The organism is Mycobacterium sp. ACS4331, from assembly GCF_001667265.1.
GTDB lineage: Bacteria > Actinomycetota > Actinomycetes > Mycobacteriales > Mycobacteriaceae > Mycobacterium.
The window spans coordinates 166,453-189,235 of record NZ_LZHW01000102.1; the positions used below are offsets into that span (position 1 = coordinate 166,453).

The window sequence follows — 22,783 nt, forward strand, 5'->3', positions numbered from 1 at the left end:
GCGGATCTGGCAGGAATCGCCGGGCGGTCAGCGGGTCGGGGTGAGGGTGACGCTCAGGTTGTCCTCGATCTTGCCGCGGAACTCGTCCTCGCACTGCGCCTGTGCGGCAGCGTCGTCGCCCGCCTCGGTCATGCAGTCGACGAAGTCGCGGCCCCCGATGTCCAGGAACCAGTTTCCCGCCACCACCGCGAACACGACAACGACGATGCTCAACAACGTGCCCAACGCGCCCAACAGAATTCCGGACAGCGCCACACCGCCGTTGTCGGCCTCGCCCCTGCGGACGCGACCGCGAGCCACGAAACCGAGGATGATCGCGGTGATGCCGAGGATGAATCCGCCGATGATCGTCAGGGACGCGGGCAGTGAGATCAGTCCGACGATCAGTGCCGCGAGTCCCAGGCCGTTCTTCATCCCCGTCGGCGATGGCGCGTACCCCGAGTACGGCTGCGGCGGCGCGGGCGGATAACCGGCGGCGTATCCGGGCGGCGGCGGTGGTGGATAGCCGCCCGGCGGTGGGGGCGGTGGATAGCCTGAATCGGGCGACGACCCGGGCGAGTCGGGTCCCGGTGGCTGAGTCATGAGTTGCGCTCCCCGTCGTGTCGAGTTGCTGGACCGCCAGCCAGGGTACCCGTCGCGACGCGTTGCGAGGCGCTTTGCAGCGTCAGACTGGGGATGTCGGCGGCGATGTCGCCGGGAAGGTGATGCGTGGCCACCACCACTGTGCGGTTCTCGCCGAGGAGATCACCCGACAGCAGAGCCCGCAGCAGCGCGTCGGACGCGGCCGCGTCCAAGTGCTCGGTCGGCTCATCGAGGAGCACGATGGGCGCGGGGGACAACAGCACTCGCGCCAACAGCAGGCGCCTGCGCTGCCCGGCCGACAGCGCCTCGGCGCCCCCGGTCAGGATCGTCGACAACCCGTCGGGCAGACGGGCAAGCCAGTCGCGCAGTCCCACCCGATCCAGCGCCGCGAGGAGTTCGGCGTCGGCGCAGTCGCCGCGGACGACGAGCAGGTTGTCTCGAACGGTGGTGGCGAAGACGTGCGCATCCTCGGCGAAGAACACCACCGTGGCGCGAAGTTCCTCCTCGGCAAGCTGATCCAGTGGTACGCCGCCGATGGCGACCCTGCCCGAGCGCGGCGTGAGCAGTCCCGCCAGCGTCATCAGCACTGTGGTCTTGCCACATCCGCTGGGCCCCAGCACTGTCATCCGGTCACCGGGCGCAAGGATGAGGTCGACGTCGACGGTCTGCGCTGCGCCGGGATGCCCGGCGGTCGCCTGCGCCGTCAGGGTCAGATCGGCTGGGGCGGAGATGACCTGCGGTGCAGTCGTTTCCGAGGTGTCCGCATCGGTCAGGGCCAGCAGACGGCGGGCGGCGATCCGGGACCGGGTCAACTGGACCGCCGCGGTGGGGAGCGCCGTGACGGCCTCGAAAGAGGACAGCGGGAGCAGCATCAGGATCGCCAGAGTCGTGGGTGCCAGCGTCATCGACATCTCGATCCCGATCACCACCGCACCCAGCAGGCTGACGCCCATCGCGGCGGTGGGGATGGCCGCACCGATCGCGGCGGGACGCGCGGCGCGGTCCAGCGCATCACCCCAATCCCGCTGACTCTCAGCGGATTCAGCGATCAGTCGCGGAAGCTGGCCACTGACCCGTAGCTCCGGTGCGTGGTCGAGGATGGTCATCGCCGTGATGTCGCGGTCGGCGTGGTGGCGGCGGGCGGCCTCCTCCTGCGCGGCCGCCCCGCGCGCCGACAGCCACGGGGCGAGCACCCCGGCCACCGCCAGGCAGGCCGCGAGCACCAGTGCGGCCGCCGGTGAGATCAGCGCAACGATCACCACGGCGGCCACCGACAGGACCGCGGCCACGGCGATCGGCAGAATCGCTCGGACCAGCGCATCGGACAGTTCGTCGACGTCGTGGCCCACCCTGCCCACCAGATCACCTTCGGACAGGGTGGCCGGGACCTCGACGGGGCCCTCGGCCAGCCGCCGGTAGATCTGCACGCGGGCCGAACCCGCTGCGCGCAGGGCGGTGTCGTGCGACGCGAGGCGCTCACAGTAGTTCAGCACGCCGCGGCTGATGCCGAACGTCCGCACGGCGACCACGGCCACCGACAGGTCGAGGATCGGCGGCATCTGCCACGCCCGCGTGATCAACCAGGCCGACACCGCCGCCAGGGCCAGCGCACTGCCCAGCGACAGCACGCCGCACACGACGGCCAGCGCCAGTCGCGGCAAACGCGGGCGCAGCAGGCGCAGGCCGCGCACCAGGGGATCAGACCGGAACATGCGCGGTGACTTCCACGATGTCGTCGGCGATCTCGAGCACCGCACGCCGATGGCCCACGACCACGACGGTGTCCCCGCGGTGCGCGCGCTCGGAGATCGCCGCCAGTACGCGGGCCTCGGTGTCTGAGTCGAGGTGTGCGGTGGGCTCGTCAAGCAGCAGGATCGGTGCCGATGAGCCGAGGACGCGGGCCAGGCCGAGACGCTGCCGCTGTCCCAGGGACAGGCCCAGTCCGCCGCGGCCGAGGACTGTGGCGGTGCCCAGGGGCAGGTCGGCCAGCACCTCGTCGAAACCCGCTGCGGCACAGGCGTCGTCAAGGTGGGGGACAGGACCGAACAGCTGCAGGTTTTCCGAAACCGTGCCAGGCACCAGAACCGGGCGTTGCGCCAGCCATGACAGCTGTGCCCACCAGGCCCGCGGATCCAGGTCGGCCACGTCCACATCATCGACGGTGACCCGGCCCGACGTGGGCCGCGTGAGGCCCGCGATGACCTGCAGTGCCGTGGACTTCCCGGCCCCGTTGGGGCCGGTGAGCACCGTGACGCGGCCCGGTGCGATCGTCGCGGTCAGATCCTGAGGCCGAGCGCCGTCCCGGTCGACCACGCTCAGGTGCTCGATCCGCAGTGGACTGCCGGCGGCACACACCGTCCGCGTGCCGTGTGCCGAGCGCTCCGTGGTCGCACCGATGAGCTCAAAAGCCTTGTCGGCAGCGGCTTTACCATCCTGTGCGGCGTGGAAGGCCACGCCGACGCGGCGCAGCGGCCAGAACACCTCCGGGGCCAACAGCAGCGCGGTCAGCCCGTCGGCCAGGGTCACACCCCCGTAGACCAACCGCAGCCCGACACTGACCGCCACCAGGGCGACACCGAGCGTCGCGAGCAGTTCGAGCACCAGCGACGACATGAACGCGATCCGCAGCGTGGACATCGCCGATCGGCGATGTGCCGCATTCAGATCGGCGATCCGGCCCGCCGGCCCGCGGGCCCGGCCGAGTGCGCGCAGCGTGGGGATGCCCGCCACGAGGTCCAGCAGACGGGACTGCAGAGTGGTCATGGCCTGCAGCGCGGCGGCCGAGCGGTCGGCGGTCACCAGTCCGATCAACACCATGAACAGCGGGATCAGCGGCAGCGCGATCAGCACGATGACCGCCGAGGCCGGGTCGAAGCCGGCGATGACGGCGACGGCCGCCGGCGTGAGCAGCGCGGCCAGCACCAATGCGGGCAGGTAGGAGGTGAAATACGGTCGCAGGCCGTCGAGCCCGCGCAACACGACCGCCGCCGCGTCGTCGCGTTGCGCGGCCAACTCCCGCGGCGACGCCGAGGTCACCGAGGTGAGCACCTGGGTGCTCAGATCCGCGATCGCGCCGCTGGCCTCGCGCTGGCTGATCCGGGCCTGGGCCCACTGCGCCAAGGTCCGCAGCGCCCACACACCGCCCAGAAGGAGCAGCGTCGGCGTCCAATGCCCCAGGCTCCGGCTCGTCGGATCGGTGATGACCGTCGCCACCAGGTGTGCGACAACGACCGCGGAGGCGATCGTGGCTGCGGCCGTCACCAGACCGCAGCACACCGTCGCGAACAGGTAGCGGCGGACCGACCCGGATGCGCGGGCCAACCGGGGATCCAACGGCCCCTTCGCCGAGCGCGTCGGGGCGGTCAGGACACGTGCCTCGGCAGTCCGACCGAGGCCGGGATGCGATCAGCGGTGATGCGTTGCCGGAACACCCAGTACGTCCAACCCTGATAGATCATCACCAGTGGCGCGAAGATCACGGCGGCCCACGTCATCACCTTGAGCGTGTAGGGGTTCGACGACGCGTTCTCGATCGTCAGGCTCCACTCGGGATTCAGCGTCGAGGGCAGCAGGTTCGGATAGAGGTCGATGAACAGCATGGCGACCACCGCGAACACGACGACCGTGGTCGCGATGAAGGCCCAGCCGTCGTGGGTGCCGGCCCGCAGCAGAGCGACCGCGGTCAGCAGCGACACCACGGCAACCGCCAACACCAGCCATGACCCCGGCTTGCCGTAGACGAACTGCGTCCACAGGCCGTACACCGCCGCGATCAGCACGACCGGAATCGAGATCCGGCGCGCGATGGTGAGTGCGTTGTCACGCACCGCTCCGGCGGTCTTGAGCGCCAGGTACGCCGCTCCGTGCAGCAGGAACACACCGCAGGTGGCCAGTCCGCCCAGCAGCGTGTAGGGGTTGATCACGTCGGTGAACGTCAGGCCGACCACCTGGTGGTCTTCGCCCACCGGTAGACCACGAACCAGGATGGAAAACGCTGCGCCCCACAGGATCGCGGGCACCCACGACCCCACGGCGATGCCGAGGTCGGCGCGCCGGCGCCAGACCGGGTCATCGATCTTGCCGCGCCACTCGATCGCGACGATCCGCAGGATCATCGCGAGCAGGATGGCCAGCAGCGGAAGGTACAGACCCGAGAACACCGTGGCGTACCACCCCGGGAAGGCCGCGAACATCGCGCCGCCGGCGGTGATCAGCCACACCTCGTTGCCATCCCACACCGGTCCGATGGTGTTGAGCACCGCGCGGCGGTGGTTGTCACGGTCCTCCGGGCCGGCCATGGCGCCCAACGGCGCCATCAGCATGCCGACCCCGAAGTCGAATCCCTCCAAGATGAAGAACCCGAGGAAGAGCACCGCGACGGTGATGAACCAGAACTCCTGCAGTCCCATGTCCGGTCTCCCTTGTCAGTAGGCGAACGACAGCGGGGCCACGTCGTCATCCCCGGGTGGGGTGGGCGGCGCGGGTTCGGAGTCGTGTTCCTGTGGGCCTTTGGCCACGTATCGGCGCAGCAGGTAGAACCAGATCACCGCCAGGACGGCGTAGATCAGGGTGAAGCTCACCAGCGACAGCCACACCATGCCCGCCGAATGGTTGGACACCCCGTCCTGCACCGTGAGCCGAACCAGTTGATCGCCCGTGGGGTTGGGGACGACCACCCAGGGCTGACGGCCCATCTCGGTGAACACCCACCCGGCCGCGCTGGCCAGGAACGGGGTGGGCAGGGTCCAGAGGGCGAGCGTGGAGAACCAGCGCTGGTTGGGGACTCGGCCGCCGCGGGCCAGCCACAGTGCGGCCAGGGCGAAGAGCATGGGGAATGCCAGGAATCCGATCATCGCGCGGAACGACCAGTACGTCACGAACAGGTTGGGGCGATAGTTGCCCGGACCGAACTTCTGCTCGGCCGCGGCCTGCAGGTCTTCGACCCCCTGCAGGGTCACTCCGCTGAACTTGCCCTCGGCCAGGAAGGGCAGCACATAGGGCACCTCGAGCACATGGACCACGCTGTCGCAATTGTTGTGCGTGCCCACTGTGAGGATCGAGAACATCGGGTCCGATTCGGTGCGGCACAAGGATTCAGCCGACGCCATCTTCATCGGCTGCTGCTCGAACATCAGCTTGCCCTGGATGTCTCCGGTGAAGAACAGCGCGACCGCGGCCACCAGCGCCACCCAGCAGCCCAGGATGGTCGCTGGCCGGAACATCGTCGCGTTGTCCTTGGCCGCCATGACGGCGACGGGGACCCGGCCCTCGCCGGCGTCCTCGTCGGCGGGCACGGCGCTCGTGGCGTCGAGGTCGGCGTCGGGCGCCGCGTCCAGTGCCCGCCGGTTGCGCACCATCCACCAGGCGCACACGCAGGCGACGAAGACCGCCGCGGTCAGGAAGGATGCCGCCACCGCGTGCAGGAAGGCCCAGATGGCGGTGTTGTTGGTCAACAGGTCGACGATGCTGTGCAGTTCGGCACGGCCGGTCTCCGGGTTGAACCTCGCGCCGACCGGGTGCTGCATGAACGAGTTGGCGGCGATGATGAAGAACGCCGACATGTTGACGCCGATCGCCACGATCCAGATGCAGGCCAGGTGCAGCGCGCGGGGCAGTCGGGTCCAGCCGAAGATCCACAGTCCGATGAAGGTCGACTCGAAGAAGAAGGCGATCAGGCCCTCCATGGCCAACGGGGCGCCGAAGACGTCACCGACGAACCGCGAGTACTCGCTCCAGTTCATCCCGAACTGGAACTCCTGCACGATGCCCGTCGCGACACCGATGGCGAAGTTGATCAGGAAGAGTTTGCCGAAAAACCGTGTCAGCCGGTACCACTCGGGTCGCCCGGTCACATGCCAGATCGTCTGCATCACCGCTATGAGCGGAGCGAGTCCGATCGTCAGTGGTACGAAGATGAAGTGGTAGACGGTGGTGATTCCGAACTGCCACCGCGATACGTCCAATGCATCCATGTGCACCAACTCCCGAGCCGCGGGTCCTGATTACTACGGATTGTAGTAGCAGTGCCTCGGTGGAGCCAGGGTGACGTGCGTTGCAGTCACCCCGGCTGTCAACTGGTGAGCACTTTGGTGGCCTTTCGGATGCGCAGCGCCGCCACGATCTCGAAGACTCCGAGCACGATCAGCCAGATGCCCACCACCTGGAACAGCGTGATCAGAGAGAGTCCGGGCCACACCAGCATCACGATGCCGGCCACCAGGCTCACGATGCCGAAGAAGATCTCCCAACCACGGGCCGGCAGCGTCTTGTCGCTGATGGCAGAGATGGTGGTGGAGACCCCTCGGAAGACGAATCCGATGCCGATCCAGATCGCCAGCAGCAGGATCGAATCCTGCAGGCTGAGGAAACACAGCACCGCCAGCACCAGCGACGCGAGGCCGCTGATGAGCAGCAGGGCGCGTTGTGCGCCCGAAACACGCAGACTGAACGCGAACACGACCTGCATGAGGCCGCTGACCAGCAGGTACGCACCGAAGAAGATCGCGGCCACGATGATGGTCTTGCCGGGCCACACCAGGGCCAGCACACCGAGGATCAGGGCGAGCACGCCCGAGATCAGTGTCGTCTTCCACAGGTGGGGCAACAGGCTTGGGGCAGTGGTGGTTTGCCCGACGTCGTCCACGCTTTTGTCCATGCCGGAAGTGTGACACACACACCCTGGTCGACAGGGCATTTGCGACAGCAATAGAAGTGACGAATGTTGACCCGTGGACCAGGTGTGGTCGTTAATGTTCCGTTACCGACAGTGCGCTCCGGGGCCCGGGTCGATAACGTGCTCTGCTTGGGCGAGGGCTGACGGCCGGACGACCGCGGGAATCGACTGCGCGGCCACTGCGCAGATTGAGCCCGACCTAGTACAGAAAGAGATGAACGTGGAAGCAGCAATGCAAGACCGTCGGGTGAGTACACGCTGGTGGCGCCGTGCGGCGATCGTCGCCGCGGCGAGCGTGTTCGCGCTGTCAGGCTGTGCCAGCGGAGGTGAGTCGCCGTCGGAGTCGGCCACCTCAGAGACCGGCTCGGCCACCAAGGTCGACGACATCGCCAACATGGTGCCCGAGGACATCAAGGCTTCCGGCAAGCTCGTCGTCGGGGTCAACATCCCGTACAAGCCCAACGAGTTCAAGGACGAGAGCGGCAAGATCGTCGGGTTCGACGTCGATCTGATGAACGCGATCGCCGCCACGCTCGGTCTCACCCCGGAGTACCGCGAAGCCGACTTCGCGAAGATCATCCCCTCGATCCAGGGCGGCACCTACAACGTCGGCATGTCGTCGTTCACCGACACCAAGGACCGCGAGAAGACCGTCGACTTCGTGACCTACTTCTCCGCGGGCACGCAGTGGGCGCAGCGCCCCGGCACCCCGATCGATCCCAACGACGCGTGCGGGAAGCGGGTCGCGGTGCAGGCCACCACGTATCAGGAGACCGACGAACTGCCCGCCAAGAGCAAGGCGTGCACCGACGCCGGCAAGCCCGCGATCGTCATCGTGCCGTTCGACGGTCAGGACGCCGCCACCAACGCGGTGATCCTCGGTCAGGCCGACGCGATGTCGGCCGACTCGCCCGTGACGGCATATGCGATCAAGGAGACCAACGGCAAGCTCGAGGCGGCCGGCGAGGTCTTCGACGCGGCCCCGTACGGCTGGCCCGTCGCCAAGGGTTCGGCACTGGCCGCGGCGCTGCAGAAGGCGCTCGAGCACCTCATCGAAAACGGCGAGTACGAGGCCATCGCCAAGAACTGGGGTGTCGAGGAGGGCATGATCGACAAGCCGGTGATCAACGGCGCGATCAGCTGATCTCTACGGACACACCATGACCACAGACGTTTCGTCGTCGCCTGCTGCCATCGACGCGGTCCCGCTACGGCATCCCTGGCGGTGGGTGACGGCGATCGTCATCCTCGTGCTCGCCGGGCTGTTCCTCTACGGGGCGGCCACCAATCCGGCCTACCGATGGTCCATCTACTTCGAGTACCTGTTCAACGAGCGGGTCCTGCGGGTCGGCCTGTTGAACACACTTCAGCTGACCGTCTATTCGATGGTCATCGCGATCGCCCTGGGCGTGGTGATCGCGGTGATGCGCCTCTCGCCGAATCCGGTGCTGCGCTGGGTGGCCTGGGTGTACCTGTGGATCTTCCGCGGCACCCCGATCTACGTGCAACTGGTGTTCTGGGGTCTGCTGCCGACCATCTACCAGAACATCCAGCTCGGGGTGCCGTTCGGGCCGTCACTGCTGCAGATCAACCTGCAGGCCCTGTCGATCCCGTTCCTGCTCGCGATCCTCGGACTGGCGCTCAACGAGGCGGCGTACATGGCCGAGATCATCCGCGCGGGAATCAATTCCGTGCCCGAGGGGCAGCTGGAGGCGTCCACGGCTCTCGGCATGTCGTGGGGCATGGCGATGCGGCGCACGGTGCTTCCACAGGCGATGCGCGTCATCATTCCGCCGACGGGCAACGAAGTGATCAGCATGCTCAAAACCACCTCGCTGGTCACGGCGGTGCCGTTCACGCTCGACCTCTACGGCATCACGTCCCGTGAGATCGCCGCGCGCACATTCGAACCGGTCCCGCTGCTGTTGGTCGCCGCCACGTGGTACCTCGTGGTGACGAGCATCCTGATGGTCGGGCAATACTACCTCGAGCGGCACTACTCGCGTGGGGCCTCGCGCAAGCTGACCTCCAAACAGCTTGAGGCACTGGCCAAGGCCCAGCTCGACACCCCGGGAGAGTGACATGACACCGATGGTCAAGGCTGAGTCGGTCTGCAAGGACTTCGGCGCACTCAAGGTGCTCAAGGGCATCACCCTGGAGGTCGAGAAGGGGCAGGTGCTGGTCCTGGTCGGACCGTCCGGGTCCGGCAAGTCGACATTCCTGCGGTGCATCAACCACCTCGAGAACGTCAGCGCGGGCCGGCTCTACGTCGACGGCGAGTTGGTGGGCTATCACGAACGCGGCGGAAAACTGCATGAGATGAAGCCGCGCGAGGTGGCGCGCCAGCGTCGCGACGTGGGCATGGTGTTCCAGCACTTCAACCTGTTCCCACACCGAACGGCGCTGGAGAACATCATCGAGGCGCCGATCCAGGTCAAGCGGGTCAAGAAGCAGGACGCGCTGGACCGAGCTCGCGATCTGCTCAATCAGGTCGGCCTGGCGGAGAAGGCGGACGCCTATCCCGCCCAGCTGTCGGGCGGTCAGCAGCAGCGGGTCGCGATCGCGCGTGCACTGGCGATGAGCCCCAAACTCATGCTGTTCGACGAGCCGACGTCGGCACTGGACCCCGAGTTGGTCGGTGAGGTGCTGGCAGTCATGAAAAAGCTTGCCGCCGAGGGCATGACGATGGTCGTGGTGACCCATGAGATGGGGTTCGCACGCGAGGTCGCCGACGAGTTGGTGTTCATGGACGGCGGCGTCGTCGTTGAACGCGGCGCCCCGCGTGAGGTGCTCAGCAACCCCCAGCACGAACGTACGCAGACCTTCCTGTCGAAGGTGATGTAACCTCAGTCCACTTGGGACGGGGGGCGCCGACGCGCCTGGGAGCAGACGGTGGATACAGAGTCTTCGGGGTCTTCGCAGCGGTTCGGGCACTACGAACTGCTCGAGCTGCTTGGTCGTGGCGGCATGGGCGAGGTGTACCGCGCCCGTGACACCAAGACCGATCGCGTCGTCGCGCTCAAACTCCTGCCGCCGCACCTGGCCCAGGACGCGGTCTTCCAGCAGCGGTTCCGGCGCGAGGCGCATGCCGCGGCGGGGGTCAACGATCCGCACGTGGTCCCCATCCACAGCTACGGCGAGATCGACGGCCGGCTGTATCTGGACATGCGGCTGGTCGAGGGGCTCAACCTCGGCGACATCCTGGCCCGGCGGGACAAACCCCTGGGCACTGAACTCGCGGCCGTGGTCGTCGAGCAGGTCGCCTCGGCGCTCGACGCCGCACACAACGCCGGTCTGGTGCATCGCGACGTCAAACCGTCGAACATCCTGATCTCCGAGAGCGAGTTCGTCTACCTCATCGACTTCGGTCTGGCCCGGGCCACCACCGAACCGGGCATCACGACGACGGGCAACACCCTGGGCACCCTGGCCTACATGGCGCCCGAGCGGTTCAGCGGGGGCCTCAGCGATCCGCGCTCCGACATCTACGCGCTGACCTGTGTGCTCTACGAATGCCTCACGGGCAGCCGCCCGTATCCCAGTGACAGCCTGGAACAGCAGATCGCCGGGCACATGGTGAATCCGCCACCGCGGCCCTCTGATGTGGATCCCGCCCTGGCGGCCTTCGACGAGGTCATCGAGAAGGGCATGGCCAAGGATCCGGAGCGCCGGTACCAGACCGCACCCGAGTTGGCCGCGGCCACCCGCAGGGCTGTGGACCGGCCCCGCGTCCGTGCCGACCGCAGGAGCACGGGCCGGTCGGCGCACCGCGCCACGGCCCGCACGCCGTCGCTGCGTCGTCGCCTCGCCGTCATCGGCGCGGTCGTCGCCCTGGTGGCGTCGGTGTCCACGCTGGCGGCTTGGCAGCTGCGGTCCGGCCCCAATGAGCGCACCCGGACCGCGAGCGTGTCGGAGAGCACCGCGACCGTCGCGCAGGCAGCACCCGCCGACGCGGTGTCGACGGTCGCGGACGCCGTGCCCGCGGAGATCCGCGCCACCGGGCGTCTCGTCATCGGCGTCAACGTGCCCTACGCGCCGAACGAGTTTCGGGACTCCTACGGCGAACTGGTGGGGTTCGACGTCGACCTGATGAAAGCGGTCGCCCGCACGATGGGTCTGACGCCGGACTTTCGGGAGACGGCCTTCGAGAGCATCCTGGGCTCGGTTCAGTCCGGCAGTTTCAACCTCGGGATGTCGTCGGTCACCGACACCCGGGAACGCCAACAGGTCGTCGACTTCGTGAACTACTTCGAAGCGGGCACGCTGTGGGCGCAGCGCCCGGGCGTGCACGTCGACCCCAACGACGCGTGCGGCCTGCGGGTCGGGGTGGCGTACGCGGTGATCCAGGAGACCGAGGAGATCCCGGCCAAGAGCGCCGCCTGCGTCGCCGCCGGTCGCCCGCCCATCGAGAAGGTGGTCTACACCCGGCAGGACGATCTGACCGCCGCGCTCATCGCGGGTGAGGTCGACGCGATGTCTGCCGACTCGCCGGTCACCGGATTCGCCGTCAAGACCAGCGGCGGCGCGATCGAGGTCACGGGCGAGGTGTTCGACGCCGGGCTCTACGGCTGGGCGGTCGCGAAGGGGTCGGGCCTGGCCGAGGCGCTCCGCCTGGCGCTCGCGCACCTGATCGACACCGGCGAGTACAGGACCATCGCGACCATGTGGGGTGTCGAACGAGGAATGATCGACGAGCCGATCATCAACGGCGCGTCCAGGTGAGCGCTGCTGCGCCACCCACCCACGATCCCACCGCGCCGATGTGGCGTGCCGCCCAGGTGTTCCGCCTGCTCAGTTTCGTCTATGCGGCCGGCTTCGAGATCGCCTCGGTCGACGAACTCGACCATCCCGTCCTGGGCTGGGTGCTGTTCGGCGTGCTGTCCGTGTGGACCCTGATGTGCGCGGTGGCCTACCTGCACGGCTTCGGTCGCCGCCCGGCCTGGGTGCTCGCCGAATTCATCGTGGTCGCTGCCCTGATCTGGTCCACCCACCTCGTGGCGTCACAGGAGTGGATCGCGGCCAACCAGTCCTGGCCAACCACCCTGTGGGCCACCAACGTCACGATCTCGGCGGCGATCCTGCGCGGACCCATCCTCGGCATGCTCGCCGGCTGCGCGATGATGGCGGTGTACGGCGCGCTGAAGGGATACGTCAACGTCGACCTGGCCCGCAACGCGACGATCGTCATCGAACTCGCGGTGGGCCTCGCGGTCGGAATGGCCGCGCAGACGGCGCGGCGCGCGCACGCCGAACTGGAGCGTGCCGTGCGCATGTCGGCCGCCGTGGCCGAACGCGAACGGCTGGCCCGCCACGTCCACGACGGCGTCATCCAGGTGCTCGCGCTGGTGGCCAAGCGTGGTCGCGAAATAGGCGGTGCTGCGGGCGAACTCGCGGTGCTCGCCGGGGAGCAGGAACGCGCGCTGCGCAGACTGGTCAGCACTCAGGAGGTCCCCGACGGCGCGGACGCCGGGTGGGTGGACCTGCGCCTGACCCTGAATCGTTTTGCGGCCGAACGGGTTGTCGTCAGTGTCCCCGCGACGGTGGTGCCCTTGCCGGCCGGGGTCGTCGCCGAGATCGGTGCCGCGGTGGGCAACGTGCTCGACAATGTGTCCGCCCACGCCGGTGCGGACGCGACGGCGTTCGTCCTTCTCGAGGACCTCGGTGACCGTGTCATCGTCAGCGTGCGGGACGACGGTGTCGGAATCGCGCCCGGTCGGCTGCGGCAGGCCGAAGCCGAAGGACGAATGGGCATATCGCGGTCGATCGTCGGCCGACTGCAGGCGGTGGGGGGCACCGCGGACCTGACCACCGAAGCCGGTGGGGGTGTGGAATGGGAGCTGACGGTGCCGCGGGATGCTGACGGACAGGGGTGAGTTGCGTGGGTGACGGTCCGACGGTGATGGTCGTCGACGACCACCCGATCTGGCGCGACGCCGTCGCGCGCGACCTCGCCGACGACGGGTTCGACGTGGTGGCCACCGCGGACGGTGTCGCGTCTGCCCGTCGGCGGGCCGCCGTGGTGCGCCCCGACGTGGTCCTGATGGACATGCAGCTGCCCGACGGCGACGGGGCCGCGGCGACGGTCGGCGTGCTCGAGGTTTCGCCGACGAGTCGGGTGCTGGTCCTGTCCGCCTCAGGCGAACGCGAGGACGTCCTGCAGGCCGTCAAGGCCGGCGCGACGGGATACCTCGTGAAGAGTGCGTCACGGGCCGAACTGGCCGACGCGGTCCGGGCCACCGCACAGGGACGTGCGGTGTTCACTCCGAGCCTGGCCGGACTGGTGCTGGGGGAGTACCGGCGGATCGCGCAGCGGCCGGCCAGGGCCGGCGACTCAGGTCCCACCCTCACCGAGCGGGAGACTGAGGTGTTGCGGCACGTGGCAAAGGGGTTGACCGCCAAACAGATTGCGGCCAAGCTGTCGGTCAGCCACCGCACGGTCGAGAATCACGTCCAGGCGACGTTCCGCAAGCTGCAGTTGGCCAACCGTGTGGAGTTGACGCGGTACGCGATCGAACACGGACTCGACAAGGACTGAAAAGCCGGTAGTCCTACTCATCCGCTGTCCGCACACGCGCGGCCACGATGGAGCGATGACTGCACCGCATCAGGATGCCCTGCAACGGTTGTCCATCGAACTCGATCAGCTGTCGCAGCACATGGCCGCGGTGGCTGGGCGATTCGCAGAACTCGGGGCGGCGGTTGCTGCCCCGCCGGTCCCGGTGATGACGGCCCCGCCGGTTCCGGTGATGGCACCCGTGTCCCAACCTCTTCCACCGCACCCCATGCCCCAACCCGTCCCACCGCACCCAGGGTTTGTGCCGCCGCCCGTGCCCGCTCCGCCGCGGCGGAAGCTGTCGGCACGGTTGCAGCGCGACGAGGACCAGAACTGGATCGGCAAGCTGCTCGCAGTCGCGGGAGTGGCCGTGACCCTCGTCGGCGTCGTGCTGCTGCTGGTGCTGGCCGCCCAGGCCGGGGTCCTGCGCCCCGAGATTCGGGTCGCGGCCGGCGCGGTCCTGGCGGCTGGTCTGGTGGTCGTCGGAGTTCGACTGTGGCACAGGCCGGGTGGGCAGGTCGGCGGTGTCGCCCTGACGGCCACGGGCGTGGCCGCGGCCTACATGGACGTCATCGCGATCACCACGATCTACGGCTGGGTCTCACCGGGGTTCGGGCTTGTGACCGCGGCGGTGATCGGCGGCGGGGGACTGACCCTGGCGCGGCGCTGGAACTCCCAGCAGTTGGCACTACTGGTTCTGGTGCCCTTGATCGTGCTGGCACCGATCGTCGGCGACGGGGTCACGCTGCTGCTGATCGGATTCATGACCGCGTTGTCCGCGGCCGCGCTGCCCGTGCAGCTGGGCCGGGACTGGCTGTGGATGCACGCCGCGCGAACGGTGGGCGTCACCCTGCCCCTCCTTGCCGCCCTGTTCGTCACGAGCGTCTCCGGGGACCGAGGCGACGGCTGGCTGCTCGGTGGAGCATGCGGCGTTGCGGCCCTGCTGGCGGTGCTCTCCTCGATCGTGTTGCTGCCGACGACCACCCGCCCGACCGCGATGGGGCTTCTCACGGTCGTCGGGGTGCTTCCGGCGCTGGCCGCGGGTGGCGCGGTGCCCCGAGTGCTGGCGGTGTTGTTGGCCACCGCCGTGGCCGCGGCGATGCTGGCACTGAGCACCGCGGGACGCAGGCTGGCGGGCGTCACCACCCCTGTGGTCGTGATCTGGTCGGCGCTGTCGGCTTTCGCCGCGTTGATCGCAGTGACCGCGGCCTTCGACGGCGAAGTGGAGGCACCCGTGCTGCTGGGGATGGCCCTTGTCGTCACCCTGGCCGGTCGCCGCAGCCGGATCGCGGCGTGGATCGGTCTGGCGTTCGCGGCCGTCGGCGGTCTGGCGTTCCTCGCCTACGCGCCGCCCGGATACCTCTTCGAGGGCACGGAACTGGCTGTGCCGCTGGCGATCTCGAACATCGTCGCCAGCTCGCTGGCCATTGCGTGTGCGGCTGCGATCGGCTACACCTGGGCCAGGCCCGCCCACCTCGCGGGTGACGGTGTGCGCATGCTCTGGATCGGTTCGGGACTCGTCGCGCTGTACTCGATCACGATGTTCACCGTGACGACCGGCGTGCTGATCGCGGGGGCCGACGGCGGTTTTCTGGCCGGGCACATGGCGGCGACGATCTGCTGGATCGGCGGCGCCGCCGTGCTTCTGGTCGCGGCGCGGCGCATGACCGGCCCTCAGGAGCGGATCGCGGGAGTCATCGGCGGCCTGTCGTTGACGGTGGCCGCAACCGCCAAGTTGTTCCTGTTCGATCTCGGGACCCTCGACGGCATGTTCCGCGTCGCGGCATTCATCGTGGTCGGTCTGGTGCTCCTCGGCATGGGCACCGGGTACGCCCGGAGCCTGGCTCAGGGCGACGGGGCGGACTCCGCCTGAGATCAGCGCGGAGGCCGCACGCGCAACGCGTCGACGACCAGGTTCAGCAGGTGGGGCACCCGGTCGTCGACGCGCGTGTCGAGCCGCCACAGAAAGCTGACCAGCGGGAGGACGTCCTCGGCGCGTGCGTCGGGCCGCAGCGTCCCACCGCTCTGACCGGCCGCGAGCAGTCGGTCGATCGCAGCGATGATGCGGTCGTACTGCTCATGGTGAAGTTCGTCGCGCGTCGCGGCGTCCAAGACGTGCGACAGCGCATGCTTCCTGCGTCCGAAAGCGGCCAGGACGTCCAGCCAGGCCCGCAGGGCGGCATCCGGTTCGTGACGGCTCAGCAGGTCCGCCGACGCGTCGACAAGACGCTCGAAGTCGTCGCGGTAGACCTCGGCCAACAGGGCCTCACGTGTCGGGAAGTGCCGATACAGCGTGGCCTGCCCGACGCCTGCGGCGGCGGCGATCGACTGGAGGGTGGCGTCGGGCTCGACGTCGAGGGCCGCGCTGGCGACCTCGAGGATGCGCGCGCGATTCTGTCGCGCGTCGGCGCGACGAGGGGCCGGGGTGCGGTCGCCAGGCGAAGCGGACATATGTCCGGTAACCTTTCGGATAGTTTCGGACAATTGTCCGTTTAGCGTATCCGGCAGGGGGCGTTGATGGGCATCGACGGCAAGACGGTGGCCATCACCGGGGCATCGAGCGGGATCGGTGCCGCGACTGCCGTGCACCTCGCGGCCCGCGGTGCGGCCGTGGTCCTGGCCGCGCGCCGCTCCGACCGGCTCGACGATGTGGTCCAGCACATCACGGACCGCGGTGGCGTCGCCGTCGCGCTGCGCACGGACGTTCGGCGACGGGCCGATGTCGAACACCTCGTCGACGCCACCCGGCGGCGGTTCGGACGCCTCGACGTGCTCTTCTCGAACGCCGGCAGCATGGCGGTGTCGGCCTTCGACGACCTGCGCGTCGATGACTGGCAGCAGATGATCGAGGTGAACCTGACCGGCGTGCTCAACGGGATCAGCGCGGCCCTGCCCGTGTTTCGCGCGCAGGGATCGGGTCACTTCATCCACACCGCCTCCACGGCGGCTCATCGGATCGTGGCCACGCAGGGCGTCTACGCCGCGACCAAGACCGCGGTCCGGGTGCTGTCCGAGTCGCTGCGGCAGGAGGCCGGCCCGGATCTGCGGGTGACGGTCATATCCCCGGGCCTGACGGACACGGAGGGAGTGGGCAAGGGCGCGAGTCAGGAGAGCGCCCAGCGACTCCGCGCGCTGCGGGCCGATCTGGCCATGCCACCCGACGCGGTGGCCCGCGCGGTCGGGTTCGCGATCGAGCAACCGGACGGCGTCGACGTGGGGGAGATCGTGGTCCGCCCCACGGCGCAGTCCTGACCCGGGAGCCGACCCCGCGAAACGTGACGCGGTCGCCGGAGCGTGCCGGAATTCATTCTGTTACCAAGCGTTACACCTATCGAACTGTCGATACGCAGAGGAGAGGGATTCCCCCATGAGCACAGCACTGCGAAACCAGAGGCGCGACGCCGACGGGATCACCGGCTTCGCACCGTCCGCCGAGTTCTTCGACAACCTGCAGAGAGTCCTGGTCGACCTGATCGAACTGCACCTGCAGGGCAAGCAGGCCCACTGGAACGTCGTCGGCACCAACTTCCGTGATCTGCACCTGCAGTTGGACGAACTCGTCGATTTCGCCCGCGAGGGCAGTGACACGATCGCCGAGCGGATGCGCGCCTTCTACGGCACGCCGGACGGCAGGTCCGACACCGTCGCCGCGACCACCAGCCTCCCGCAGTTCCCGGCGTTCGAGCAGAGCAGCAGCGAAGTGGTGGACCTGGTCACCACCCGGATTCGGGCGGCCGTGGACACCATGCGCGCCGTGCACGACGCCGTGGATGCCGAGGATCCCACCACCGCGGACATCCTTCACCAGCTGATCGACGGCTTGGAGAAGCAGGCCTGGTTGATCAGTTCGGAGAACCGTAAGGTCTGATCGCCGCGCGATCGGCGTCACCGCCGGCCTGTCGCCCCGACCGCACCTTCGCGGGGCGTGACCACAGGTTCGCTGCGGCGTCCGGTGAGGTACCAGGTGTGCATGACGCCCTTGCCCTTGATCTCGACGTCTCCGCGCTCCTCGAAGACGAAGTCGTCGCGCAGGCGCCGGTAGACGGCGTCGGGCACCTGGATGCGTCCCTCCTGATCGGTGGTCTCCATGCGGGAGGCGACGTTGACGGCGTCACCCCACACGTCGTAGAAGAACCGCCGGGCCCCGACCACGCCGGCGACCACGGGTCCGGCTGCGAGCCCGATCCGGATGGGCACCGGCCGGCCTTCGGGATCGCGCAGTCCGGCCACGGTGGTGGCCATGTCCAGCGCCAGCAGGGCCAGGGCGGCAAGATGGTCGGGCCGCGGTGTCGGCACCCCGCTGACCACCATGTAGGAGTCTCCGGTGGTCTTGATCTTCTCCAGGCCGTGCTGGTCGACCAGCGCGTCGAACTGCGTGTACAGACGATCGAGGAACCCCACGAGGTCGCACGGCGCGGTCTCGCTGGCCCGACGGGTGAATCCTGCGATGTCGGCGAAGAGTATCGACGCGTCGTCGTAGGCGTCCGCGATCATGTCGTGGTCGGGGTCCTTGAGTCGCTCGGCGATGGTCGACGGCAGGATGTTGGCCAGAAGCTGTTCGGAGCGTTGGTATTCCAGCTCCATGGCCACCTCGGCCCGGCCGACCTCGCGCAGCACGTACCACACCGTGGCGAACGCCATCAGGCAGGACGACGCCACGGAACTGATGAAGCCGATGGTCAGGGACCAGTCCGGCATCACGCCCGTGCTGCGCGGAACGTTCAGTTCGAGCACCACCACCAGGATCGCGCCGACGGCGACCAGCGCGCTGGCCAGCACGATGCGGTCGGTGCCCAGTGCCAGCACCACGATGGAGGCCGAGATCAGGAAGTAGAACTGCAGTCCGGATCCGGTGCCGATGGTCCAGGCCATGAACGAGACCGAGGCGTAGGCCGCGATCACGAAGGTGATCGCGGGCACCAGTTCCCCGAACCGGCGCAGCAGTGGAATCGTGAGGAACACGAGCGCGGACGCGATGTTGATGGCCGCGATCCGTTCGACACCGAACCCGCCGACCAGCTGCCAGATGCCGAACGCCCCGCTGACCGCGGCGGCGATCCAGGTGGCGATCTTGAGCACGCGGAACCTGCGCGCCGCACTGTCGGCGTAGTGCGCATTGCGGCTCGAGACGCACGGGTTGTCCCGGCGGGCCCGCCGCACGGCCCGCACGGCGGCCGTCGCTTCGCGTGCTCTCGGCATTCCAGCAGCGTAACGCCGTCGACGCGGCAGGTCAGTCGCTCGGCGAGACCAGTCGCACCGCGTGCTCGACGACGACGTCGAGATCGTCGCCCAGGTTCCCCGACAGCCACTGCTGGGCCAACTCGGCCATCGCGCCCGTGTACATCGCCGCGGCCACCAGTGTCGCCGTGCGGTCGCCGTTCGGCAGGGCCTGTTCGCGCTCACTGAGCACCATCTGACGCAGTGTCTCCTGGGCGATCTCGCGCCGCGCCGCCAGCACCGGATTGGCGCGGGCCTCGGTGAAGAGCACACGTCCGCGCCGCGGATCGGCGCTGCTGAAACCCAGCACCGCGCGGATGCCGGCCCGCAGTCGCTTGAGGGGGCCGCCACCCGCGGCGAGGATCTCGCGTTCGACTTCGGCATTCAACTCCGCGGCCACCACGTCGTACACCGCGCCGAGCAGCTCGTCGGTGTCGGCGAAGCTCTCGTAGAAATACCGCGTGTTCAGCGCGCTCTCGCGGCACACCGACCGCACCGACACCGCGCTCTCGCCACCGTCGCCGAAGAGCGCGAAAGCCGCGCCGACGAGCAGGTTTCGGCGCTCGACGCGGCGATCGGTGAGCGGAACCCCCGCCCACCTGGTGGGGCTGGACATGGGTAGAGCTTAGCGGCGAAAATTCTGGACACGGCTGTGACCAGAATTGTAGGCTGGCCCCATGCAGCTTCCGCATCAGCTTCTGCAGCACCGGATCACCCGCTTCTATGACAAGGAGATCCGCGGTCGGTACTTCCGCGGCCTCGAGTTCGACGGCCCCGTCGGTGATCCCGGCTGGTTCGGTCCGGGAAGTGCGGTGTGGCATGTGCATTCGCACCTGCCCGCGCTGGTGCTGGGCCTGCAGTGCGCGGCCTACATCGAGCGGTTCGATCCCAGCATCTTCTGGATGGGGGTCGACCACTCGCGCATCGTGGCCCGCGACTCGGAGACCGGGGAGCCCACCATGCTGGTCGATCCGGAGGGTGCGGCGGTTCGGCTGGGGCACTCGGTGTCGTTCTTCATCGGCACCGCGTACGGTTCGACGGCCACCGCCGAACGGTTGGCCACCACCGTGCGCGCCATGCATCACACCATCAAGGGCACCCGGCCCGACGGCCTGCCCTATGACGCCGACGACCCCGACTGGTTGCGGTGGAACTACGCGACGGTCGTCTGGGGCATCGCCACGGCCCACGAGTACTATCACCCGAACCCGTTGCGCGGCAAGAAGATCGACCGCTACTACCGCGAGTTCGTCAAGGTCGGTCATGCGCTCGGCGGAACAGACCTGCCCGAGACCAAGGCCGAGACGCTGGAGTGCCTGCACTCATACCTGCCCAAGTTGGCCATCACGTACGGCACGGCCATGGCCACCGGTGTGAACCTGTCCGACGCCGAGGCCAAACTGCCCGGCGGCGACTTCCTGGACTGGGCGATCCGCGACACGCTGCCGCGGTGGGCTGCGGCCATGGTGCAGTACAAGCCGCCCAATCCGGTCGAGCGTGCACTGCGCCAGGCGTCGGTGTTCGCGTTGATCAACGGCGTGCACACCGCGATGGGCCCGCTGCCGGAGTTCCGGGCGGCCCAGAAGCGCATGGCCACCGCCCAAGCCCGGCCCGTCACCTCACCCACGTACGTGCTGGGCACCGATCCCGAGCGCAGCCGTGCCAAGGTCGAACAGATGGCCTGAGATCACGGCGGTCACCGCACCACCGGCCGGCCGGTGATCACCGCCAGCAGGTTGCGCCACGCGTCCGACGGTTCGTTGACGATGTCGCCGTGAGCGCGCAGCCCGGACATCTCGGTGCCGTCGAGTCGCCGCCCCGTCGCGAGCCGCCACACGCCTGCCATCTCGTCGGGATCGGCGCCGTGCGGGCTGCCCGGCCGACCCTGCACCGCCTCGATCCAGTCACCCGGGGCCGTCATCGCATACCGTTCGATGTCGGGATTGCGGTTGTGCCAGTCGTTCTGGCTCTCGACACCGACACCCGCCCCGGCGGCGGCCACATAGACGGTTCGATCGGCGGTCAACCCCAGTCGTTCGGCCGTGCCGAGAATCGACCCACCGTAGGAGTGCCCGAGATAGGTCACCGGGATGTGTCGGCCGGTGGCGTCGACGGTGCGCTCGACGTCCTCGCTGAACGCCACCAGCCGCGGCGCCATGTCGAGCGCATACCGAGACTGCGCGGCATCCAGCACACCGCTGACGACGTCGTTCCCGGTGGGAAACGGGCCGCCCAGATACGTGATCATCGCGACGTCACCGCCGCCGGCCGCGACGAACCTGCGTGCGGTCCTGACGTTCGAATCCGATTCCAGCACTGTGGTGTTGAGGCCCGGAACCAGCACGGCGAGACTGGTCGCGCGGCTCAGATCACCGTGCAGTTCGACCAGGGACGATTTCGCCGGATCGAACGCGAGCACCTGACGTTTCACGGGTTCGGCGCTGTGCCCGGTCGGATCGGGCACCGCGGCCGTCAACTCGCGGTAGAACGCGATACCGCGCCGGGGGACCCGGTCGTGGTGGGCGATCGCGGCGGCACGCCAGGCCGGATCGGTGAACACCATCGCCTGAAACCGTTCCGCCGCAGCGCGATCGGGACCGAAGCCGCCCGCGCCGCGCAGTCCCTGGCCGAAACCCTGCGCCAGCGCCTCGCGGATCTTCTCGTTCTCCGGACGGTCGAGGATACGGCGTTGTGCGGCAATGGCGTCGGTGATGTTGATCTCGTTGGCCGCGACCCGCATCGGCCAGGGCACGCCATCGGTGTTACCCACCTGCAGCGGCGCGCCGGCGATCAGCGCCGCCCGCTGCCCGGGTGTCATGGCGGCGATCTGCTCGGCGATCCGGTCCTGACTCATTTTCGGCCAGGCCGCCACCACGTCGGTGGCCGCGGGCGCGGTGGCCGATGCGGCGGGACCGCGCAGCGGCGGAGGTGCCGACCCCTCGGAGGGCGCCGCACCCAACGCTTCGCGAATCGCGCCCGCGACGGCGTGGTCGACCGCGCCGGCGCGCCGCAGCGCGGCCTGCACCTGCACGGTCAAGTCGTCGGCGGACCCGAATCGGGGCGTGGCCGCCGACACCACCCCGGCGTCGTCGACGTCGCATCCGAGCGCTCGCACCGACCTCAACACCGCAACCAGCGCAGATCGGGCCGCGAGCAACTCGAGACCGCCCCGCCGGGCCTGTACCGCCGCCGTTGACAGGGCCTGCGCCAACCGGTGCGCCTGGGTCACGCTGTGGTTCAACCGGGTGAAGGCCTCATCGGCGGCGGCGCCGAGCCAGCCGTCCTTCTCGCGACCCAGTCCTTCGGTGTGTCGGCGCAGCGCCTGCGCCAGCGCCGACCACCCCTCGGCGACCTCCTGCAGCACCGCCGGCCGCCAGCGCTCGACGTCGGTGACCGTCGGCGCCGGGGTCATCGACCCAGCCGGGACGCGGTCGACTGGTCGGCGGCAGCCAGATCGTCAGCGCAGCGCTGGGCGGTCTGCGACCAGGCGTGGAGTGCGGCCACCACCCCACGGCATCGCGCGCCGACGTCGGTGGCCGCGACGACGGCCGAGGTCTCGGTGCCCACGAGGGCGGCGGGATCGAACTGCGGGATGGGCTGCGCGAGAATCCGGTCGGCGGCCCGGGCCACCGCAGTGGTCAGTTCCTGAAGCTTCGCAGGGTCTGCGGACAGCGGCGGGTGATTCATTGCCGCATCGTGACAAAGCCGCGTGAGCGGTGTGTACGACCGTCAACAGCCCTGGTGCAGACCGTCGGGGC

At 68.8% G+C, this 22,783-nt stretch carries 21 protein-coding genes; 10 read left to right on the plus strand and 11 right to left on the minus strand.

Features of this window, described 5'->3' with window-relative positions:
- Positions 1-27: 27 nt before the first annotated feature.
- From A5727_RS24120 to A5727_RS24145, 6 genes are all read right to left on the minus strand, one after another.
- The gene (locus tag A5727_RS24120; protein ID WP_068256337.1) at positions 28-582 is read right to left on the minus strand and encodes a DUF4190 domain-containing protein; all 555 of its coding nucleotides are present in this window, start codon (positions 580-582) and stop codon (positions 28-30) included.
- Positions 579-2,294 carry a thiol reductant ABC exporter subunit CydC gene (gene cydC / locus A5727_RS24125; protein WP_068256340.1) on the minus strand — a complete coding sequence of 572 codons (1,716 nt, stop codon included), beginning with the start codon at positions 2,292-2,294 and terminating at the stop codon, positions 579-581. Before cydC ends, A5727_RS24120 begins: the two co-directional genes overlap by 4 nt.
- Positions 2,281-3,903, minus strand: a complete 1,623-nt coding sequence (cydD, locus tag A5727_RS24130) for a thiol reductant ABC exporter subunit CydD (protein WP_231992208.1) — start codon at positions 3,901-3,903, stop codon at positions 2,281-2,283. The genes cydC and cydD overlap by 14 nt, the downstream gene beginning before the upstream one ends.
- A gap of 41 nt (positions 3,904-3,944) precedes the next feature.
- Positions 3,945-4,991, minus strand: a complete 1,047-nt coding sequence (cydB, locus tag A5727_RS24135; protein WP_068256343.1) for a cytochrome d ubiquinol oxidase subunit II — start codon at positions 4,989-4,991, stop codon at positions 3,945-3,947.
- Between the two features lie 15 nt (positions 4,992-5,006).
- Positions 5,007-6,554 carry a cytochrome ubiquinol oxidase subunit I gene (locus tag A5727_RS24140; protein ID WP_068256346.1) on the minus strand — a complete coding sequence of 516 codons (1,548 nt, stop codon included), beginning with the start codon at positions 6,552-6,554 and terminating at the stop codon, positions 5,007-5,009.
- A 98-nt stretch (positions 6,555-6,652) separates the two neighbouring features.
- On the minus strand, positions 6,653-7,237 hold the full coding sequence (locus A5727_RS24145) for an HdeD family acid-resistance protein (RefSeq protein ID WP_068256349.1): 585 nt from the start codon (positions 7,235-7,237) through the stop codon (positions 6,653-6,655).
- Between the two features lie 250 nt (positions 7,238-7,487).
- On the opposite strand from A5727_RS24145, the gene A5727_RS24150 reads away from it, so the two are divergent.
- From A5727_RS24150 to A5727_RS24180, 7 genes are read left to right on the plus strand one after another with little or no spacing between them, the layout of a single operon-like run.
- Positions 7,488-8,399 (plus strand): ABC transporter substrate-binding protein, encoded by a 912-nt coding sequence (locus tag A5727_RS24150; RefSeq protein WP_157521553.1) that lies wholly within the window; start codon positions 7,488-7,490, stop codon positions 8,397-8,399.
- 16 nt (positions 8,400-8,415) lie between these two features.
- Positions 8,416-9,336 carry an amino acid ABC transporter permease gene (locus A5727_RS24155; protein WP_068256356.1) on the plus strand — a complete coding sequence of 307 codons (921 nt, stop codon included), beginning with the start codon at positions 8,416-8,418 and terminating at the stop codon, positions 9,334-9,336.
- A 1-nt stretch (position 9,337) separates the two neighbouring features.
- Positions 9,338-10,099, plus strand: a complete 762-nt coding sequence (locus A5727_RS24160; RefSeq protein WP_068256359.1) for an amino acid ABC transporter ATP-binding protein — start codon at positions 9,338-9,340, stop codon at positions 10,097-10,099.
- A 48-nt stretch (positions 10,100-10,147) separates the two neighbouring features.
- On the plus strand, positions 10,148-11,977 hold the full coding sequence (stpK7, locus tag A5727_RS24165; protein ID WP_286150258.1) for a serine/threonine protein kinase StpK7: 1,830 nt from the start codon (positions 10,148-10,150) through the stop codon (positions 11,975-11,977).
- On the plus strand, positions 11,974-13,128 hold the full coding sequence (gene macS, locus A5727_RS24170; protein ID WP_502687709.1) for a MacS family sensor histidine kinase: 1,155 nt from the start codon (positions 11,974-11,976) through the stop codon (positions 13,126-13,128). The genes stpK7 and macS overlap by 4 nt, the downstream gene beginning before the upstream one ends.
- 26 nt (positions 13,129-13,154) lie before the next feature.
- Entirely contained in the window at positions 13,155-13,790 is a 636-nt protein-coding gene (locus A5727_RS24175; RefSeq protein WP_068256607.1) for a response regulator, read from the plus strand.
- Positions 13,791-13,845: 55 nt separating this feature from the next.
- Positions 13,846-15,681, plus strand: a complete 1,836-nt coding sequence (locus A5727_RS24180; protein WP_068256368.1) for a DUF2339 domain-containing protein — start codon at positions 13,846-13,848, stop codon at positions 15,679-15,681.
- 2 nt (positions 15,682-15,683) lie between these two features.
- Here the strand turns inward: A5727_RS24180 and A5727_RS24185 are convergent, their stop codons facing one another.
- Complete coding sequence (locus A5727_RS24185) at positions 15,684-16,259, minus strand: TetR/AcrR family transcriptional regulator (protein WP_068256371.1); 576 nt, start codon at positions 16,257-16,259, stop codon at positions 15,684-15,686.
- A 66-nt stretch (positions 16,260-16,325) separates the two neighbouring features.
- Between A5727_RS24185 and A5727_RS24190 the strand changes: the two genes are divergently transcribed.
- Together A5727_RS24190 and A5727_RS24195 are read left to right on the plus strand one after the other, a co-directional pair.
- On the plus strand, positions 16,326-17,060 hold the full coding sequence (locus A5727_RS24190; protein ID WP_197507740.1) for an SDR family oxidoreductase: 735 nt from the start codon (positions 16,326-16,328) through the stop codon (positions 17,058-17,060).
- A gap of 115 nt (positions 17,061-17,175) precedes the next feature.
- Positions 17,176-17,676: a Dps family protein gene (locus A5727_RS24195; protein WP_068256377.1), complete on the plus strand. Its 501-nt coding sequence runs from the start codon at positions 17,176-17,178 to the stop codon at positions 17,674-17,676.
- A 17-nt stretch (positions 17,677-17,693) separates the two neighbouring features.
- On the opposite strand, the gene A5727_RS24200 is transcribed toward A5727_RS24195, so the two are convergent.
- Together A5727_RS24200 and A5727_RS24205 are read right to left on the minus strand one after the other, a co-directional pair.
- The gene (locus A5727_RS24200; protein ID WP_082950001.1) at positions 17,694-19,007 is read right to left on the minus strand and encodes an adenylate/guanylate cyclase domain-containing protein; all 1,314 of its coding nucleotides are present in this window, start codon (positions 19,005-19,007) and stop codon (positions 17,694-17,696) included.
- Positions 19,008-19,038: 31 nt separating this feature from the next.
- Positions 19,039-19,641, minus strand: a complete 603-nt coding sequence (locus tag A5727_RS24205; protein WP_068256380.1) for a TetR/AcrR family transcriptional regulator — start codon at positions 19,639-19,641, stop codon at positions 19,039-19,041.
- 61 nt (positions 19,642-19,702) lie between these two features.
- Here A5727_RS24205 and A5727_RS24210 point away from each other — a divergent pair, with 61 nt between their 5' ends.
- Positions 19,703-20,710 (plus strand): oxygenase MpaB family protein, encoded by a 1,008-nt coding sequence (locus tag A5727_RS24210; protein ID WP_068256384.1) that lies wholly within the window; start codon positions 19,703-19,705, stop codon positions 20,708-20,710.
- 11 nt (positions 20,711-20,721) lie between these two features.
- On the opposite strand, the gene A5727_RS24215 is transcribed toward A5727_RS24210, so the two are convergent.
- Positions 20,722-22,437 (minus strand): alpha/beta hydrolase, encoded by a 1,716-nt coding sequence (locus A5727_RS24215; RefSeq protein ID WP_068256387.1) that lies wholly within the window; start codon positions 22,435-22,437, stop codon positions 20,722-20,724.
- Positions 22,434-22,712: a DUF7162 family protein gene (locus tag A5727_RS24220; protein WP_068256390.1), complete on the minus strand. Its 279-nt coding sequence runs from the start codon at positions 22,710-22,712 to the stop codon at positions 22,434-22,436. Before A5727_RS24220 ends, A5727_RS24215 begins: the two co-directional genes overlap by 4 nt.
- Between the last annotated feature and the right edge of the window lie 71 nt (positions 22,713-22,783).

What these genes read in the sequence shown, in the direction of transcription:
- A5727_RS24215 (WP_068256387.1), bottom strand. Translation starts at nt 22,437, where the DNA reads ATGACCCCGGCGCCGACGGTCACCGACGTCGAGCGCTGGCGGCCGGCG.
- A5727_RS24140 (WP_068256346.1), bottom strand. Translation starts at nt 6,554, where the DNA reads ATGGATGCATTGGACGTATCGCGGTGGCAGTTCGGAATCACCACCGTC.
- A5727_RS24185 (WP_068256371.1), bottom strand. Translation starts at nt 16,259, where the DNA reads ATGTCCGCTTCGCCTGGCGACCGCACCCCGGCCCCTCGTCGCGCCGAC.
- A5727_RS24205 (WP_068256380.1), bottom strand. Translation starts at nt 19,641, where the DNA reads ATGTCCAGCCCCACCAGGTGGGCGGGGGTTCCGCTCACCGATCGCCGC.
- A5727_RS24155 (WP_068256356.1), top strand. Translation starts at nt 8,416, where the DNA reads ATGACCACAGACGTTTCGTCGTCGCCTGCTGCCATCGACGCGGTCCCG.
- A5727_RS24195 (WP_068256377.1), top strand. Translation starts at nt 17,176, where the DNA reads ATGAGCACAGCACTGCGAAACCAGAGGCGCGACGCCGACGGGATCACC.
- A5727_RS24145 (WP_068256349.1), bottom strand. Translation starts at nt 7,237, where the DNA reads ATGGACAAAAGCGTGGACGACGTCGGGCAAACCACCACTGCCCCAAGC.
- A5727_RS24120 (WP_068256337.1), bottom strand. Translation starts at nt 582, where the DNA reads ATGACTCAGCCACCGGGACCCGACTCGCCCGGGTCGTCGCCCGATTCA.
- A5727_RS24210 (WP_068256384.1), top strand. Translation starts at nt 19,703, where the DNA reads ATGCAGCTTCCGCATCAGCTTCTGCAGCACCGGATCACCCGCTTCTAT.
- A5727_RS24150 (WP_157521553.1), top strand. Translation starts at nt 7,488, where the DNA reads ATGCAAGACCGTCGGGTGAGTACACGCTGGTGGCGCCGTGCGGCGATC.
- A5727_RS24160 (WP_068256359.1), top strand. Translation starts at nt 9,338, where the DNA reads ATGACACCGATGGTCAAGGCTGAGTCGGTCTGCAAGGACTTCGGCGCA.
- cydC (WP_068256340.1), bottom strand. Translation starts at nt 2,294, where the DNA reads ATGTTCCGGTCTGATCCCCTGGTGCGCGGCCTGCGCCTGCTGCGCCCG.
- A5727_RS24220 (WP_068256390.1), bottom strand. Translation starts at nt 22,712, where the DNA reads ATGAATCACCCGCCGCTGTCCGCAGACCCTGCGAAGCTTCAGGAACTG.
- A5727_RS24190 (WP_197507740.1), top strand. Translation starts at nt 16,326, where the DNA reads ATGGGCATCGACGGCAAGACGGTGGCCATCACCGGGGCATCGAGCGGG.
- A5727_RS24200 (WP_082950001.1), bottom strand. Translation starts at nt 19,007, where the DNA reads ATGCCGAGAGCACGCGAAGCGACGGCCGCCGTGCGGGCCGTGCGGCGG.
- A5727_RS24180 (WP_068256368.1), top strand. Translation starts at nt 13,846, where the DNA reads ATGACTGCACCGCATCAGGATGCCCTGCAACGGTTGTCCATCGAACTC.
- cydB (WP_068256343.1), bottom strand. Translation starts at nt 4,991, where the DNA reads ATGGGACTGCAGGAGTTCTGGTTCATCACCGTCGCGGTGCTCTTCCTC.
- A5727_RS24175 (WP_068256607.1), top strand. Translation starts at nt 13,155, where the DNA reads ATGGTCGTCGACGACCACCCGATCTGGCGCGACGCCGTCGCGCGCGAC.